Source organism: Rhodococcus sp. ZPP (assembly GCF_017656075.1).
In the GTDB taxonomy this organism is placed as follows: domain Bacteria; phylum Actinomycetota; class Actinomycetes; order Mycobacteriales; family Mycobacteriaceae; genus Rhodococcus_F; species Rhodococcus_F oxybenzonivorans.
In genome coordinates, this window is the sequence record NZ_CP058641.1 from 169,067 (window position 1) to 184,651 (window position 15,585).

Annotated in this window: 11 protein-coding genes; all 11 read right to left on the reverse strand. The window is 66.3% G+C overall.

Going from position 1 to position 15,585, the window contains the following annotated elements; all coding sequences use genetic code 11:
• Window positions 1-272: 272 nt before the first annotated feature.
• Window positions 273-860 carry a hypothetical protein gene (locus tag HYG77_RS37520; RefSeq protein WP_054246141.1) on the reverse strand — a complete coding sequence of 196 codons (588 nt, stop codon included), beginning with the start codon at window positions 858-860 and terminating at the stop codon, window positions 273-275.
• An 11-nt stretch (window positions 861-871) separates the two neighbouring features.
• A complete protein-coding gene (locus HYG77_RS37525) occupies window positions 872-1,474 on the reverse strand; it encodes a hypothetical protein (RefSeq protein ID WP_208964462.1) in 603 nt (200 codons plus the stop codon).
• A 272-nt stretch (window positions 1,475-1,746) separates the two neighbouring features.
• Entirely contained in the window at window positions 1,747-3,090 is a 1,344-nt protein-coding gene (locus HYG77_RS37530; RefSeq protein ID WP_054246139.1) for a TniQ family protein, read from the reverse strand.
• 6 nt (window positions 3,091-3,096) lie between these two features.
• Complete coding sequence (locus tag HYG77_RS37540; protein ID WP_054246138.1) at window positions 3,097-4,122, reverse strand: TniB family NTP-binding protein; 1,026 nt, start codon at window positions 4,120-4,122, stop codon at window positions 3,097-3,099.
• Window positions 4,116-6,155 (reverse strand): Mu transposase C-terminal domain-containing protein, encoded by a 2,040-nt coding sequence (locus HYG77_RS37545; protein WP_244461585.1) that lies wholly within the window; start codon window positions 6,153-6,155, stop codon window positions 4,116-4,118. Before HYG77_RS37545 ends, HYG77_RS37540 begins: the two co-directional genes overlap by 7 nt.
• Window positions 6,156-6,205: 50 nt before the next feature.
• Window positions 6,206-6,976: a TnsA-like heteromeric transposase endonuclease subunit gene (locus tag HYG77_RS37550; protein ID WP_054246136.1), complete on the reverse strand. Its 771-nt coding sequence runs from the start codon at window positions 6,974-6,976 to the stop codon at window positions 6,206-6,208.
• A gap of 526 nt (window positions 6,977-7,502) precedes the next feature.
• Entirely contained in the window at window positions 7,503-9,104 is a 1,602-nt protein-coding gene (locus HYG77_RS37555; protein WP_054246135.1) for a peptidoglycan DD-metalloendopeptidase family protein, read from the reverse strand.
• Window positions 9,101-9,958 carry a hypothetical protein gene (locus HYG77_RS37560; protein WP_208964463.1) on the reverse strand — a complete coding sequence of 286 codons (858 nt, stop codon included), beginning with the start codon at window positions 9,956-9,958 and terminating at the stop codon, window positions 9,101-9,103. Before HYG77_RS37560 ends, HYG77_RS37555 begins: the two co-directional genes overlap by 4 nt.
• Entirely contained in the window at window positions 9,958-12,102 is a 2,145-nt protein-coding gene (locus HYG77_RS37565; RefSeq protein ID WP_054246133.1) for a hypothetical protein, read from the reverse strand. Before HYG77_RS37565 ends, HYG77_RS37560 begins: the two co-directional genes overlap by 1 nt.
• Entirely contained in the window at window positions 12,099-15,155 is a 3,057-nt protein-coding gene (locus HYG77_RS37570) for an ATP-binding protein (RefSeq protein ID WP_054246132.1), read from the reverse strand. The genes HYG77_RS37565 and HYG77_RS37570 overlap by 4 nt, the downstream gene beginning before the upstream one ends.
• Window positions 15,152-15,550, reverse strand: a complete 399-nt coding sequence (locus HYG77_RS37575) for a hypothetical protein (RefSeq protein WP_054246131.1) — start codon at window positions 15,548-15,550, stop codon at window positions 15,152-15,154. Before HYG77_RS37575 ends, HYG77_RS37570 begins: the two co-directional genes overlap by 4 nt.
• Window positions 15,551-15,585: the final 35 nt, after the last annotated feature.

A 15,585-nucleotide genomic window follows, 5' to 3' on the forward strand; every position in this document is an offset into this window, starting at 1 on the left:
ACCATGTCACACCATATGGGCCAGGAGCTGCACGGAACAAGTGGGGAACGCACAACGCACCGTGGCTCTGCCGTCCCTGAAGGTGTACACAGCATCGAGTGCGACGTCGCCGACGACGCATCCGTTGATGCCGCCCTCATACACATCGAGACCGAAGACAGACCCGTCGAAGAAGTCGTGCGAATGCCTGGCATCACCAACGACGCCTTTTGGACTAGAGATCTATTCATGCTGTTTACCTGCGCAAAGGACACGTCCCCTCGTATCCCTCACTACTGCGAATCGCGCAGCTCGGCGTATGCAGCCTGGGCCTTGGGCAGGGCGACGGCGTACTCGGTGGCTGCGGTCTCACCCTTTTTGTAGAAGTGTTCCTTTTCGTTGTAGCCGCGCGGGTCTGCGGTCTGGACGGCCAGCGCGTAGGCAGCCGGGTCGTCCGCGCTGACGGTGATGGTGGCGGCGTTGTCCATGAATGTGTTCGTCGCGGCCTTGACTGCATCCGTGGAGTCCGCAGCAATGTTGTACCCGAAGCGCCAGCCGTAGATGTCCCGGATGTCTACCGATGGCGGGGGCATCGAAAGTCCCGATCTCCATCCGGTTTCCGCCTCTGCCGCGAGGAGGGCCGCGAGTGCCTGGTCAGGGGAACCGCTACGTGCCTCCACGGTCTCGACAATCGCTGTCGCGTTGTCACGGTGAATCTTGGTGATGAGGGCACTATTCGCCTCGGCGCCGAACGGAGATGCGGCTGCGGTGGTACTCGGGACACTGGGGGCTGTGGTAGGCGATTCGTCGCTGCTGCATGCGGTCAGGACGACGGCGAGCGTAACTGTGAGTAGTGCTGCAGTAATGCTTTTGCGGGTCAAGGGCCCTCCGGTCAGTAGCGGATGTCGTCGATGAGCCAGCGGTCGACCTCGCGGACGAGGATGACCCACACGGTGGTGTCAGGCTTGACCGAATCGGTGCTGTTGCCGGAGATCGCGGTCTGTTCGATGGTAGCCGCGCGGTGGACGAGGGTGTCGGTGTCCTCGGGACACCCGGAGCATTCGATGCTGACATCGGCGATGACCTTCGCCTGCTGCTGCGCCCACTCGTCCCACTGCACACCCGGCCCGCGCTCAGTGCGGGCGTCGACGAGCATGCGGTCAGCGAGCTTGGCGGTCAGCCAGTTCCGGGCCCGCCCGTACGCGTCATTCTGGGTGATGTCGGTGGCTGGGTACCAAGTGAACGCCACGGTCAGGCCTTGTCGGGCGGCCTGTTCGGCGGCGCGGGAGGCTGTCGGCAGCTCTGTGGCCTCGGCGTCGACTGGTGGCGCCGCAGCCGCGGTGGTCGAGGGTGCGCTGGTCGACGTCGACGTCGACGTCGACGGCGCCACGCTCGCCGAGTCCTCGTCATTGCTGGTTCGGAAGAGGTACGTGTAGGTCAGTAACCCGACGACAGCGACCGCTAACACCACGATGACGAGCTTTCGTGTCTTCACGCCAGCCTCCCTTCCGTCAGCCGAATTGGGCTGTTTACCAGGGTAAATGAATTGTCCCTGGGTTCCGAGGGGGGTGTCCGCGCGAGGCGGACCGGGACGATTCCCAGAGGCATGCTTCAGAATCTGGCGGGGAAGTACCGTTTGAGCTGCGAGCATTCTGTTGCGCATACGCGAGATTGACGAAAATCGGTGTGTCCTGTGTCAGCGAATCGTCCTTGATGTGTGCGCCCTGACCTGCGGTAGGGAAATTTGAGTGGCAAACCGAGTGCTGGTCAAGGTTGTCGGGGAGCTCTGGGATCGGGTGACTTTGCCATTGGATCTTGCTCGTTTGCTCGGATGTTGAGGATCCCGGGAACGAGGGCGATGGCGTCGGGGTATTTCGCTGCGCGTGTGTAGGCCTCGTGGTCGGTGCCGATGCCGCGGTGTTGGTTGACGGTCTGGAGGGTGAGCAGTCGGTGTCTCCAGTGGCGTGGGATGGCGGCCTGAGTCGTCGGCCAGGACGGGATGGCCGTGACGGCGATTTCGTGAGCGAGAACGAGCTGCTGGGGTGTGTATCGGCGCAGGAGCCGGTTGGCGCGATGCTGGGCTGTGATGATTTCGGGGCAGACGGTGACGTCGAGGTTGGGCTGACGAGTATCGCTGAGCCAGATGCCATGGTGCGTGCAGACTTTCAGGTGAACAGGTAGGTGAACGGGGATTGGGTCACTGACGCCGCGGCGGGCTGTGCAGTAGCGGCAGGCGGTGGTAGCGCGGACCGGTCCGCGGGTGTGGGTGGCGCCGAAGGCTGGTAGTGCCCCGGCAAGGCGTTGTGGGGTTGTTCTGGCGAGACGAGCGAGTGCGTTTAGCGCGTCGGTGGTCGCGGGGACGAGCATGTGGTGCTGGGAGAGTTCGTCGGGGTTGTTGATTTTCGTGGAGAACCAGGACGGCAGTGCGGCCAGGACTTCGGCGAGGGTGAGGTGGTTGGCTTGGGCGAGCCGAGGCAGGTAGGAGCTCAGAGATTCCCCTGTGATCGGTGCGATCGGTCGCGGCAGCACGACCGTGTGCTCGCCCGGACGGCCGAGTGGGCGAGGGAGAGCCGGCTGTTCGACGGGTTGCCGGAACTGTTGTAACTCGCGGTAGAAGGTCGCTTTACTGGCATTGAGTCCGCGTTCCTTCAACTCGTTGAACAGGGCGTTGGGCCGTAGCTGCGGGTCCTCGGTGAGGCGCAGACGGCCGTAGTCGGCCAGAGCATCGGTGAGCAGGCGCGATCGGCTGACCAGGTCGAGAAGATCCTGGTTCGGGTGAGTCGGCTGTCCGCTGGGTTGCCTGAGCTGCTGTATCTCGCGGTAGAAGGTCGCTTTGCTGGCTTGGAATCCGAGTTCTTTCAACTCGTTGAACAGGGCGTGGGGCCGTAGCTGCGGGTCTTCGGTGAGGCGCTGGCGGCTGTAGTCGGCCAGGGCACCGGTGAGCAGGCGGGGGCGTGCGGTTCGAACTCCGGGCGTCTTGCGCCCGGTCAGGTAAGAGCGGATCGTCGTCGGGCTGTAACCGAGCTGCCCCGCGATGGCGCTCACCGACCATCCGGCCCTGCCCAGGGCGAGTATCAGCTCGGCTCGATCTCGGGGCAGCATGTTGGGCATCGCCTCTTATCCGACGGGAGGGGCCGGGGATTCGGAGGCGATGTCGGCGTCGACGGCATCCAGGGACTTCTTGGTGATCTTCTCGGTGCCGTCGAGGACGGCATTAATGGCCGCACTGCGGATCAGCCAGAGCAGGCTTCCGATCATTCCGTGGGTGCGCCTGTGCAGGTAGCGGTCGAGTTCGGTCAGCGATCCAGGCCGATGCTGATGTAGTCGCAGACTGTCTTCCAAGGCGGCGATGAGCGCGGTCCATTGCTGGTCCTGGCTGAACGGGCTGGTGCGGACCATGCCGAACCGGCCGGCGATCTGCTCGCCGCGGGTGCCGGACAGCAGCCCGGTGCGGTCGAGGCTGATCCCGGCATATGCAAACGTGGCGGGGACCCTCTCGCTCAGGTATTTCAAGGTGTCGGATGCTTCGGCGCCCGCGCGGGTGCGGGTGTTGAGGTTATGGAGTTCGTCGACTGCGACCAGGGTGACGCGGGCGTCACGGCTCACGCCGCAGACCGCGTCGGCGATGTCGGTGATGTTGGCGCGCCGCGAGATCGGCAGGTCGAAGAACCGCGCGAACTCCATCACGATCATCTTCGGGGTGGCGGCGGGTGGGATGGTGATGTAGATGACGGGAATGTCGTCCGCGGCGTGGGGGTGGCGCCGCCGGTGGATCACCTCGACGGTCTTGCCGAGCTGGGTCAGGGCGGTGGTCTTACCGGTTCTGGCGGGCCCGGACACCATCAGGCCGCATCGCCCGTAGTGGGCGTTGCGGTTCAGCTGGACCAGGCGGCGACCGGAGGTGATGACCTGGCGGATCGTGGGTGTCTGGACCACCAGCAACCGGGAATGGTGATTGATGCGATCGTCGTCGTAGTAGTCGCGTTTGTCCTCGGGCAGGCCCGTCCACATCGCTGTGGGCAGCAGGTTCGGCGCGGTGTGCATCTCGGTGACGAAGCTGCGCCACCCGTCCAGCGTGGTCAGCTGCAGGTGTCCGTAATCGCCATCACCGGATTCCTCATCGGATCCGGTTCGGGTCACCATCGTTTGTCCGCCTCGGTGAAGGGGTCGAAGATCGGCAGCGGTATCACCTTGGCGCCCTTGCCCGGACGAGTGGTGCGAACCGGGTCCGGTTCCTCGTCGATGCTCTCTCGCGGTGCGGGCTGCGGTTGTATAGGGGCAGCCGGTGAGCTGGCCTTGGTGCGCGCGGCGACCCGGCGGTCCCGGCGGCTGAGTTTCGCCGAGCTCCTTCCATCACTGTCGGAAGGTCCTTGGTGGGCCCGTTTCAGCAGGTCGGCGACAGCGTCGGCCACTTCTTCTTCGGTCGCGGCCGGCAGGGCGCGGTGCGTGTGGTCCCAGGCCAGTTCCCCGAACGGTGCTGCGACGCGGTGCAGGTGCTTCCAGAACAGGGTGATCCAGCCGCCCTTCCAGTGGTTGCGGACCCAGATGCGTGAGACGTCGTAGGGGTCGTAATGGATCTCCCAGAGATCCCGATGATTGGTCATGCCGGATCGCTGGTGCCGCAACGGGTTCAGGGCTTGGTCGTCGTAGGTGCGATGGCTGAGCTTCACGCCGTAGGCGTTGATCGCCCGCCAGGTCGCGGGCAGCAGTTCGACGTAGTCGTCCGCCGACAATGCCACCGGGACATAGCCTGCGGTTTCGACGAGCGCGGCGTATTTCTCGTTCGGGCTGAACATCCGTCCCGGATGGACGGGGTCACGAAGCCCCTCGTGGGGCCGGTTCTGCCAGGCTGCCACGAGCCACTCGTCCAGCAGTTCCTGCAACTCCATCACCGACCACACTGCTTGCTGCTCGACGTGGCGGCCCCGGCGTTCGGCGTTGAATCCGGTGTAGCCCGCGACGAACTGGGCGAACAGCGTGCCGACCGAGCCGAGCATCCGCTCGATATGCCCCTTTTCCCAACCGGATGCGTCGTGGACGGGCTGGAAGTTGATGCCCAGGAAGTTGCAGGAGGCCCGGAAGTTGCGGGAGATGAACACCTTTCCCTGATCGACCACGATCGTCTCGGGAATGACGACCGGCCGGGCCGCGGCGTGCTGCATACGGGCATCGATGTCCAGCAGCCGCTCGAACGGCAGCGCCGACCGCGACATCGCCAGCGCCTGCGACCAGCCCGGCCGCATCGGTTCAGGCGTGACGGTGCGGGCCAGCAGCACGCTCGCGTCCACAGATTTGGTCGTCGGACGCAACACCGCCGCGGTCACGGTCCTGGACGCGACATCGATCATTCCGGTCAAATCGATCCGGCCCACGACGCCGTCGTCCAGGCGGACCAGCACGTCCAGCGGGGTGGAGTCGATCTGCATCACCTCACCCGGCGCCCACGCGTCCGCCTCGCCGAACGGCCCGTCCGGGCGATCGGCCAGCGACCGGCGGGTGCGAGCCGATCCGGTGGTGTGCTTGCCCGCCGACAGCTTCTCCAACAACCGGTAAAGGCTGCGCTGCGATGGCAACCGAACGGCGCCCGGACCGTGGGCGGCCTCCAGGATCTGGCCGGTCCGCCAGAACAGGTAGGTGGCCGTGCGGGAGGACTCCTGCGTCGCCTCGGCAATCGCTTGCTGCAGCGCCTCCACCACCAGCGGATCGGCCCGACCGTGCGCAGTGACAGGCTTGTCGATCCGATGATCGACCATCCCGGCCAGCCCGCGCGCTTCGTAGCGGCGTCGGCGTTTGGTGATCGCGCTCGCGGTCACCGGACGACCGGCCCCGGTCAGCTCCGCGGCCTTGGCCTGCTCCCGGCGGGTCAGCGACACCCGCTCCGGGTCGTACTCCGGTTTCGGCCTGGTCCCCGCCGGGGCCTGCGGCGGGATCCCGCGCAACACCTCGACGATGTGCTGTTCCCACCACAACGCCTCCGCCGCCACAGCTTCCGGCAAACCGTCCAACAGCGTGGACGGGGGAACCGGAGCCTGCGCCGGCGCACTCACCGCCTCGAAGTCTCCGGCCGCCAATAGATCGGTCAGACCGGCCGCGGTGACTTGACCGCCGGTGTCCGCCAGCTGTATCCGTGTTCCAGATACCGCGATCACCGTGTGCAACGTTCCCGCCAGCCGCACGCGATCACCGATCGACAGCCTTGCAGGCCGCCGAGGCGCGGAGCCCCCGCTCACCGAGCACCACCGACGGAACCCACAGTCGTCACCAGCGTGGTCGGGCCCAACCGGGCGGCCGCCAGATCGGCCACCAGCTCCTGCTGCCACATCAGGTGAAACAGTGCTGGCAGCACCGCGATCCGGTCTCCGGCCCGCTCTGCGGTCGCCAGCAGCGGCGCCGATGACGCAAACACCTCCCGCAGCCGCTGCCCGATCTCGGCCCCGCCGGCGCACCGCGGATGCCGGTACCGTGCCAGCCACCGCAGGTTCCCCGCCAGCACCGGATCCAAGACCCCCACTCGCCGATACCGCCAGCCGACCTGCTCACACGCCTGCGCCGTGACCGCGAACGCTTCGGCGTCCTTCGGCTCGATCGCGTCATCGGCGCGGACATCGATCACCACTCCCGACCCGTCGGCCAAGCGAGCGAAATAGTCCGGGGCATGGCGGCGCTTGCGTCTGCCATCGTTCCAGTGCAGCCAGAACGGCTGCGACGCGAGGCCGACGACGTCCCGGTCGTAATCGAGCGCGCGGACGTGATCGCGTTCCAACCAGGACTCGTAGCCCACGTGGTGGCCGGTTGTCACCGACCACCACCACCCCGGGAAATGACCGAGCCCACGCGACCAGCGGAACGTCCGCACCGGCGCGGCCTGCTCCAGCGTCAAGTGACCGCACTGCCCCAGCCGCACCAATCGATCCCCGCCCACTGCATCGCGCAGACCCAGCGTGAACCCGAAATCGTCGGCCCGAACACGATCCAACGCCACCACAGCGTCGCCCACCTGATCAGCGCTCGCCCAGCCGTTCCTCCCCAGCCGGTGGCAACCGGCCTGGTCCCCAAGGGCACCCCACCAGCGTCACGACACGACAGCCCACGAACCCACCCCTACTCCCCAGCAATAACAGACCGAGCAAACTGTACTGGCAGAGAAACGGGAACGAGCAAGATTCACTGACAAAAAGGACGATCGACTGTCACAGCACAGGACACGGTGAGAGGGCGAAAGGTTACTTCAGCACTTGTACCTGCTGTAGGTTATCGTCGTACGTGTCGCCGAGTCGTCTCGTGACCTGCGGTTTCGTGTAGCTTTCTCACCGTTCTGTCGGTGGCTTTTCTCATCAAAATGTCGCTTTCCCCTGACAAGGGCCAGCTTCCACTGCTCGGCGGATCCTTCCTCCCCATACGCATAAGTCGCTGACCTGGAGGTTCGTTGGATATCCGGTTTGCCGACGACGAGTTGGCGACAGAATCGTGAGAAGGGCGAAAAGTAGCGTGAGAACCTACACCTGCGGAGATAGCATGTCACCCTACATCACGCGACGTGCTTTCATCCCTGCCTGGACTGCGGCTTCCTTGACGACGTCGCCGGTCGTGGGTGCGTGGACCATCTGGCCGTTGCCGGAGTAGACGCCCACGTGTCCAGGCCCGTTCGGGCCCCAGCTTCCGAAGACGAGGTCGCCGGGCTTGGCCTGATCGATCGGGATCTCGATGCCGACACCCCACTGCTGCTCGGACGTGCGGGGGAGGGAGACCTTGCCTGCGCTGGCCGCGTGCACCGCGTAGGAGGTCAGACCTGAGCAGTCGAACCCACCGCCGGATGGTCCGCCGGTTCCGCCGCCACCCCACACGTACGGGGTGCCGAGATATTCGCGAGCGGCCGTGACGACTTGGCTACTGTCACCGGAGGTGTTCGGGATGAAGCGACCGCGGGCATTGGGATTGGTGAACTGCGCTCGGGCCTGCATGATCGTGGGGACGTAGTTCTCGGTCTGAGCGAAGGGCGGGATACCGCCGAACTCGAGCACGGCGCCGGGACCGGCGTTGTAGGCCGCAAGCGTCAGTTCGATCGGGTCGCCCTTGGCCTTCCCGTCGGTGATGTAGCCGGAAACATCGTGGTACAGGGCACACATGAAGTGCGCCTGCGACATCACCGCGTCTCCGATGGAGTTCGGGTCGACCTTCCCGTCCTCGTCGTAGTCCTTACCCCACGTTGCCCAGGTGCCGGGCATGAACTGTGCAGGGCCCAGCGCTCCGGTCGATGACACCGGAGCATCGGCGCCATGCCGGAATCCGTTCTCCTGCTGTAGCTGAGCGGCGAGCAACGGAGCGTCGATCTGAGGGCAGACACTGCCGGCGCGACGTAGCCACGGCTCGAACTCGGCCGGCACGATCCCGAATGCCAGCTCGCCACCGCCGGCCATGCCGAAACCCGAGCAGTCAGCCGTCGACCGGGATGCGGCCACGAGTTGAACGGGACTGTTACTGACGGTGTCGAGGTCGCCTCCGCCGGTGCCGTTCTGTTCGGCGATGTCGGGCAGGACCGTGACGGGGTCGAGGGCTGTTCCGCCCTGCAACCGGCCGCCCTGCCAGTACTCGAAGTGCAGGTGCGGGCCCGTGGAACCGCCGGCGTTGCCAATATCGGCGATGTGTTCGCCAGCCTTGACCTGCTGGCCCGGCTTGACGTGAATTCCATTGGCGAACATGTGGCCGTAGACGGTGCTCACGGGCTTGCCATCGACGTTCGAGTCGATGACCACCCAGTTCTCGAACCCGAACCCGGGTCCTTCACCGGAGTCCCCAGCCTTGACGACGTTGCCGTCGAGCGCGGCGAGGATCTTTGTGCCGACCGGCCCGGCGAGGTCTACACCTTGATGCTGAGCTCCCCAGCGTTCACCGAATCCGGAGGTGAACGTGGTGGCCCCGGGTTCGACCGGCAGACGGATTGGTCCTGACACGGTCAGTGTCAGGTTGTCGGTGATCGACCCGACGCCGTCGGTGCTGTCGGATCTCACGGTCCGGCACGGATCTCTCGGGATGACCGGTGCGCCCAGCGAGCAGGCCGATGTCCCGATCAGGATGCTGATGGCGCTGGTGAGCAGCAGCGCCGACCGTGCGCGGCGGATGTTCACCGTCCCCCCGGGATCGGGGTGTCGAGTTCCGGGATCGGAATCGGTCCGGGAACCGGCGTCGGGTCGTTTCCGCGGCTTGCGGTCGTCGGCTCATCAAGATCGACCGTCGGCTGCGGCGTCGTTGACGGGCTCGAGGTCGGTATCGGCTGCGGCAGTGTGGTGTCGGTCGCGGTCGCGGTCGCGGTCGCGGTCGCGGTCGCGGTGGTGGTCGATGGTGTCGAGGTGCGCGGAGTGGCTGTGGTCGGCGGGGCGATGTTCTCGACCTCGGAGAGGTCGAGGGTCGGTAGGGGAGTGTCGACCACCCACCGCTTCTCACCGTTGGCCTCGTCGACGGTGACCGTGATCCGAAGGGCCCCGGCCTGCGTCGGAATGGTCACCCGCGCGGCCTTCGTGCCGTCGGGCCCGTCGGTGAGCGTGCTGACCGTGGGGCCGGTAATGGCCACCGGGGTCCGCGGCCTGGCCGCTACCACGTGCTCTCCCGGCTTGTCGGCGGTGTGTCGGCCGATAGTAGTGGCCCACAGCGAATCCGACGGTGTTGTGTTGACGAAGGCGTGCGCGTAGGCCATCGCTGTGGCAGGTGCGCTCGAGGCGGCCCAGGTTGCGGTCTTTGCGGCGACCAGGGACTCGGTCACTTCGTCTAGGTCGTAGCTGATCGTCTCCGCGGGCGTGACCGGTTCCCCGGTGGTGTCAGCCTCATGAGCGACCGCCCGCGGCGGAAGGGGCTCTCCGAAGACCGCGCCGGCAGCGAACAGCAACGCAACGGCGCCGGCCACCGTGATCGCCAAGTGGGTGCGGGAGTAGAGCACCCATCGGCGAATCGGTGCGAGGACAGGGTTGGGTCCAGATGCCGACATTAGATGTACCGGTCCTCAGGTGTCGTGCGGGCCGGGACGGCGGCGTTCCATACCTTCGCGTTCGGCGACGCCTTCGCCGGTGGGCGGTGCGGTGAGGACGCGGTGGGGCGAGGTGTCCCTCGCTGGTCGCGGGTGGGGGTGTAGACCTTCATTGGCGCGATGGCCGAGCGGTCGCCGCCGTCCCACCGCTGCCCGACGCTGGCGGTCAGCAGTTCTCTGCGGGCCCGCCGTTCCTGGACGCGGTTGTCGGCCTCGTTCTGGTCGAAGAATTTCCACGCCGCGGCGCCAGATCTTATTGCGCGGTCGGCGTCTCTGTCGTCGACCCCGCCCTTGCCGCGGGCAATGTCGCGGCTCGCCACGGCGGCGATCCCCGCGATACGTGCATCGCGCTCGATCGCGGGGTCGGACGTCTGTCCCAGGCGTGCGGCCTGGCCCAGCCCCTGCGCCTTCCGGGCATCCGCACGCGACTGAGTGAGCGCCTGCTGGCGGCGGTTGCCCAGTGCGCGACCCTCGGGCCGAGTGATCGTGGTCGCCCCGTCGTCGTCCTCGTGTCCGTCGCGGCCGCGACGGGCGAAGCGCTCGGCGGCCTTCTCCGCGATCGCCTGCGCCGGCCCACCGACCGCGAAGCTCGCAGCGTCGAATGCCTTGCGTTTGATGGACTTCTTGGCGCTTCGGGCTTTGCGGTTGACCATGCTCGCGCTGTTCTGTGTGAACGTCTGGCTCATCCGTTTGAACGGCCTCATGATCGCCCAGCACACGACGGTCAGCAGCACCATGAACCACAGTCGCCAGGACCCGTCGACGACCCCGTTCGAATCGGCGTAGAGCTGGACCAGTGCCATCAGGTAGAGCGCGACGATCACTGCGCCGGCCACGCCCCACATGTAGGCCGAGGCGAGCATGCGCATCACGCGGGCAAGCCACCCGCCGTAGGCGATCGCGACGGGAATCCAGATCGGGGCGAACAGGACAGTGAACCGAATCGCGAGCAGCGCAGTGAGTTTCAGCAGGGACGCGCCGATCCACAGCAATGACGGCATGGCTAGCTTGATCATGCCCATGAAACCGGTGGATGTGCGGCCCGAGTCCTTGCCCTGGAACTGGTAGTAGGAGAGCTGGTAGTCGGTTTCGAGATCGGTGACGATCTCCCGGAACTGGTCGGCTTTCTCCTCGGCGAGCTGCGCCTGCGCCTTCGGATCGTCCTTCACCGCGTTCTGCTGGTCATAGGTGAATGCCAGTGAGTCTCGGAGCTTCACACCGAGGCCAGCTTTGTCCTCAGGGTCGTAGTTGGTGCCGAACCATCCCTTGCGCCAGTCTGGAAGGAAGATTTTGTCAATTAGCACGTTGCGTGGGTCAGTGCCGCCGGCAGCGAGCGTGCCCCCGTCGTCGCCGAACTGCACCGCGAAGATCTGGTCTTGCGTCTCGGTGATCAGCGCCCCGAACGTCTCGTCGGCAACTTGGAGCGCCTTCTGTGGAGCCCCGACCATCAACGCTCCGAGCGCGAGCCCCGCCGCCGAGATCGCCGCTGTCTTCGTGACCCCGGCCGCGTCGGCTTTCAGGGCTTTCCACAGGATGATCGCGGCCACGATGACCAGGCCGATACCGACCCACTGCCCGTAGAGGCCTCGCATGCCTTCGGTGATCGAGAAGACGATCTGGTCGAACCGCTCGAGCGCGGGAGTTACCCCGGCCTCGGTGGCGTCCTGGCCGGTCTTGGTCTGGTCGTCGAGCCAGAACGCGGCGGCCGCCATCGACTTGCCGATGGTCAAAAAGGTATTGCCCAGGGTGGTGTCGCCGACTGCACCTGGTGCCTTGACCAGGTCGGCGCCGCAACCAAGGTCGTAGGTGTGCCACTTGAGCCCGGCCCACCCATAGGTCTGATAGCCGGTGCCGCCGGTGGCCGGCAGATCGGCGCTGGTCGAGTCGAAGGTTGTTTCGATGACTTCGTTCGGGAACTCCGGCGAGGGCACGTCCTGGCAGTCGAATCCGCCGGCCGATGCGACGGTGCCACCGAGTCCGATCAGCGACACCGTGGCCATCATCAGCACCACCAGGACGCGCCCCACGATCCCTGTACGCCACCGGAAGCGGCGCGGGGAAGGGGAACGGTCCATCTGTGCGGCTCGGGGCCGCAGCGGGCTCATGCCGCACCCCCCATCGCCGTGCGGGTCGCTCGCGAGTCCAGGGCGTCGAACACATGGGCCAGATGCACGTAATGCGTCCAGTCCGAACGGATCAGCTCGATGTCGTCGGCCATCTTCACGATGAACCGGCGGGCCTGGTCCAGGTGCTCGGTGTCGGTGTCCTCGTCGAGAGTGTCCTCGCCGCCGCCCCCGAGACCGGCCAGTAGTGACTCGTAGCCCTCGCCGAGGGGAAGGTTGAGCAGCTTGAGCGCGCCTTCGATCGCATGGGCGTTGCCGCCGAGGTCACCGATGATCACCTCGTACGTCAGCGCGGACTTGTCGTCGGTGCCGTCGACGCCGAGGTAGTCGTCGGGCAGCTGCGAGCACACCAGCGCACGAACCTTGTACTTCCGGCTGTCGCGGGCGATCCGCAGGTTCAGGGTGCGTCCGGCGCCGGTCTGCTCGAGGTACTTGTTTTCATCGAGAAAGAGGACCTTGCGTTCGTAACGCGGCAGCTCGTAGATGAGCCGGTTCGCCATCCACGCCGCCATATGCATGAGCGGGCCGGCCATCCGTTGCTGCGGGGTCCACTGAGCCGGGTCGGTGCCCGTCGGGGGCAGTTGCAGGCCCGGCATTGTCAGGACCGTCAGGCGCACGTTGCGGTCGCCGGTCTCGCCGTCGCCGATGGTTCCCTCCTCCGGGAAGAGCACGCGGGCCTCGGCGAGCTGGGACATCATCGCCAGGTCCTGGTGGATGGACCGTGCGCAGGAAATCAGGTCGACGTTGGTCTCTCCCTTGCCTTCGCCGATCGTGGCGATGGCGGTGAGGACTTCGCTCAGGTTGTGGTTGCGCTGGCCGCCGACCATGTTCGCGGCAGTCTGTAGAACCGTCTCGGTCCATTGATGTTCGAGCCGCGAGGGTGGGAGCATCATCTTCAGCACCGACACCGCCACCGAGATCCGCTCCGCCTCCGCGGCTCGTAGATCCGCCTCGTACTGTGACTGCGCTGCTGCGACCGGATCGGTGTCGTCGGCGTAGTCCGGGCTCATCGGGTCGTATTCCGGGTCCTCGCGCCGGGGGTCGACGATCACCCGGTACGGGTTGAGCGATCCCGGACGAGAGGTGCGCCCTGTCAGGGCCTGCACCTCGGCGATGCCCCGAAACTCGGGCAGCTGCGCAAGCTTCTTCAGCGGCCCGGACGGGTCGAGGACCACACCGTAGGCACCCGCACGCACTGCCTGGTAGACAAGCAAACCCGCGAGGAACGTTTTACCCGAGCCGGGCACAGCGACGATCGGCGTCAGACCCGATTTGTGCTTCTTCTCGTGCGCGGCAAACAGATCCCACACCGCGGGCCGCGGGGCGATCGACGCAGTTTGTCCCACCACCACGCCGGTGCGGTCACCGATCCGGTCACCGACCGCAGCCATGCCCGCCGACAGTGCCTCGACGTTCATCCGCCGGCAGTGCGCGATGTTCGCCAGCGGCTCGCCCGGGACGAACTCGCGCAGCAGCTGGTACTGGCCGTGCTCCTGTTCCAGGCGAATCCGCGGCGCGTACATCTCCTGCAACAACGCGACCTTCTCCTTCGCCTCCTCCGGCGACGAGCCGACGACAAGGACGCGATACCAGCCCTCGGTGCGCACCGACAGGCCCGAATGGTCCTCATCGATGTCGGAGATCACCTGTTGGGCGAGTGCATGCTGTTCGGCAAGCTCCTGCGGCGGGGACTGGTCGTGTTCGACGGTGTAGTGGTCGAACTGGGCCTCGATCTTCGACGTCAACCGGCGCAGGCTACGCAGCGTCTGCCCCTTCGTCTTGAGCGAGATGCGCTCGGACCATTCGAGCGGTTCCCCAGACGGATCACCGATCACCTGCCACGGCAGCATCTTCTCCGGTATCGGCAGCGGCGCCATACGCCCGACTGTCAGGACGATCGCGTAGCCGGTGTAGTCCCTGCCGCCGACCTGCCCGCGCACCGTGGTGTAGCCGTCGCCAGGAGTCAGCTCGAGATTGGTGAGGTCCTCGAGTGTGGCGACATCGGATTCCTCCCAGTCGCCGGCACCGGAGATCACACCGTCCGCATCCAGCGGCAGCCCAAGCGTCGCAGAGCGCAGCAACAGGTAATCCATCTGGCCTGGAGTTGCGGGTTTAGCGTTCACACCCTGACCGGACAGGTGCCGCTCGATCGTGGAGAGGTGATCGGCGATCGCCTTCTGCTCGCCCAGAAATGCATCGCGCGCCCACTTGCGCCACAGCTGAGCGAACCTGCCCAGCAGTGGCCAGTCGACGACCGGAAGCAGCCACTGGCCGACCGTGTCGAGACCCTGCGCGAGCACCGAGCGCGGGGGCAGCTCCACACCCCAGTAGCGGCCCTTCTGCGTCGGGTTCCCCCACAGCATCGCGTGCTGTTGTCCGCGCAGGTAATCCGCCCACGACAGCGCCCCAGGCACGTCCGGGATCGGATCGGCCCACGCGTCATGCGCCTGCGCCCACTGCCGCACTGGCCACGGTGTGCGCACCAGCCGCCGGTGCAGCCCCGTCACACCGGACTCGGCGAGGTTCGCCACAACCAAGCCCTCGTTCTGGATGTAGCGTCGCTGCTTGCCGACCGGACGCATGTTCCACGGTCCCGGTGGCTGCACGAACCATGCCGTCGACTGCCGGCGCGTGCGAGTGACGTTGCCCTCCACGCCGACCAGCCCGAGGCGCACCGCCTTGCGTTCGCGGTCCGCGCGCTTCTTCGCCGCTGTGACCTGCCGGGTGACCTCCGTGTCCGGGTCCCCACGGCGGCCGGGCTTCTTCCCGCGCCGCGTGCCATGCGCGGCGGGTTCTGGCTCCGCGTCAGCTGCGGGGGAGGGGGCCGCGACCGGTGCGGGAGCTGCGATGTTGCTGTTCGGAGCCTGCGACCACGCCAATTCCTGGGCCGGGGCAGGTGTGGTGGCCGATCGGTTCGCCGCCATTGCCGCCGCCCACGACGGCGGCAACGCACCGGGCGGAACGATGGCCGGCTCCGGCTCGTCGAAGTTCGGATCGAACAATGCGGCGATCTCGTTGTCGGGCTGCAAAGTCATCGGGAGGACTCGCCTTCGATCGGCGTGATGGCACCCGCACTACTAGCAGGGCGGGAAATGACGGGAAGCCGGAGTACGACGGTCTGACCAGGCTTCGGCGGGCGCGGTGCATTCAGGTCATTCCACGCCGCCCGGACCACCGACCGGACCGGACGATCGGCGTTGACGAACTTCGTCACTCGCGCGGTGAGCACGACAGTGATGACCACCATTACGACGAGGGACTTGAACCCTAGCGGCACGTGGACGATGCCGCGGGCGATGACGAAGATCGTTGCCATGAATGCGGCCCCGAGTCCGAGCGACGCGTACCGAATCCGGACCGGCAGGGTGAACCCGGTCGGGCCGAGGTAGTGCTGGTCCACCCGGTGCAGCAGGTCGTCGTTGTCGATCACGGTCGGCTCCCTTCGATCGTCGATTGGTGATCGGG

What these genes read in the sequence shown, in the direction of transcription:
- HYG77_RS37540 (WP_054246138.1), bottom strand. Translation starts at nt 4,122, where the DNA reads ATGGTGACCCGAACCGGATCCGATGAGGAATCCGGTGATGGCGATTAC.
- HYG77_RS37560 (WP_208964463.1), bottom strand. Translation starts at nt 9,958, where the DNA reads ATGTCGGCATCTGGACCCAACCCTGTCCTCGCACCGATTCGCCGATGG.
- HYG77_RS37565 (WP_054246133.1), bottom strand. Translation starts at nt 12,102, where the DNA reads ATGAGCCCGCTGCGGCCCCGAGCCGCACAGATGGACCGTTCCCCTTCC.
- HYG77_RS37530 (WP_054246139.1), bottom strand. Translation starts at nt 3,090, where the DNA reads ATGCCCAACATGCTGCCCCGAGATCGAGCCGAGCTGATACTCGCCCTG.
- HYG77_RS37570 (WP_054246132.1), bottom strand. Translation starts at nt 15,155, where the DNA reads ATGACTTTGCAGCCCGACAACGAGATCGCCGCATTGTTCGATCCGAAC.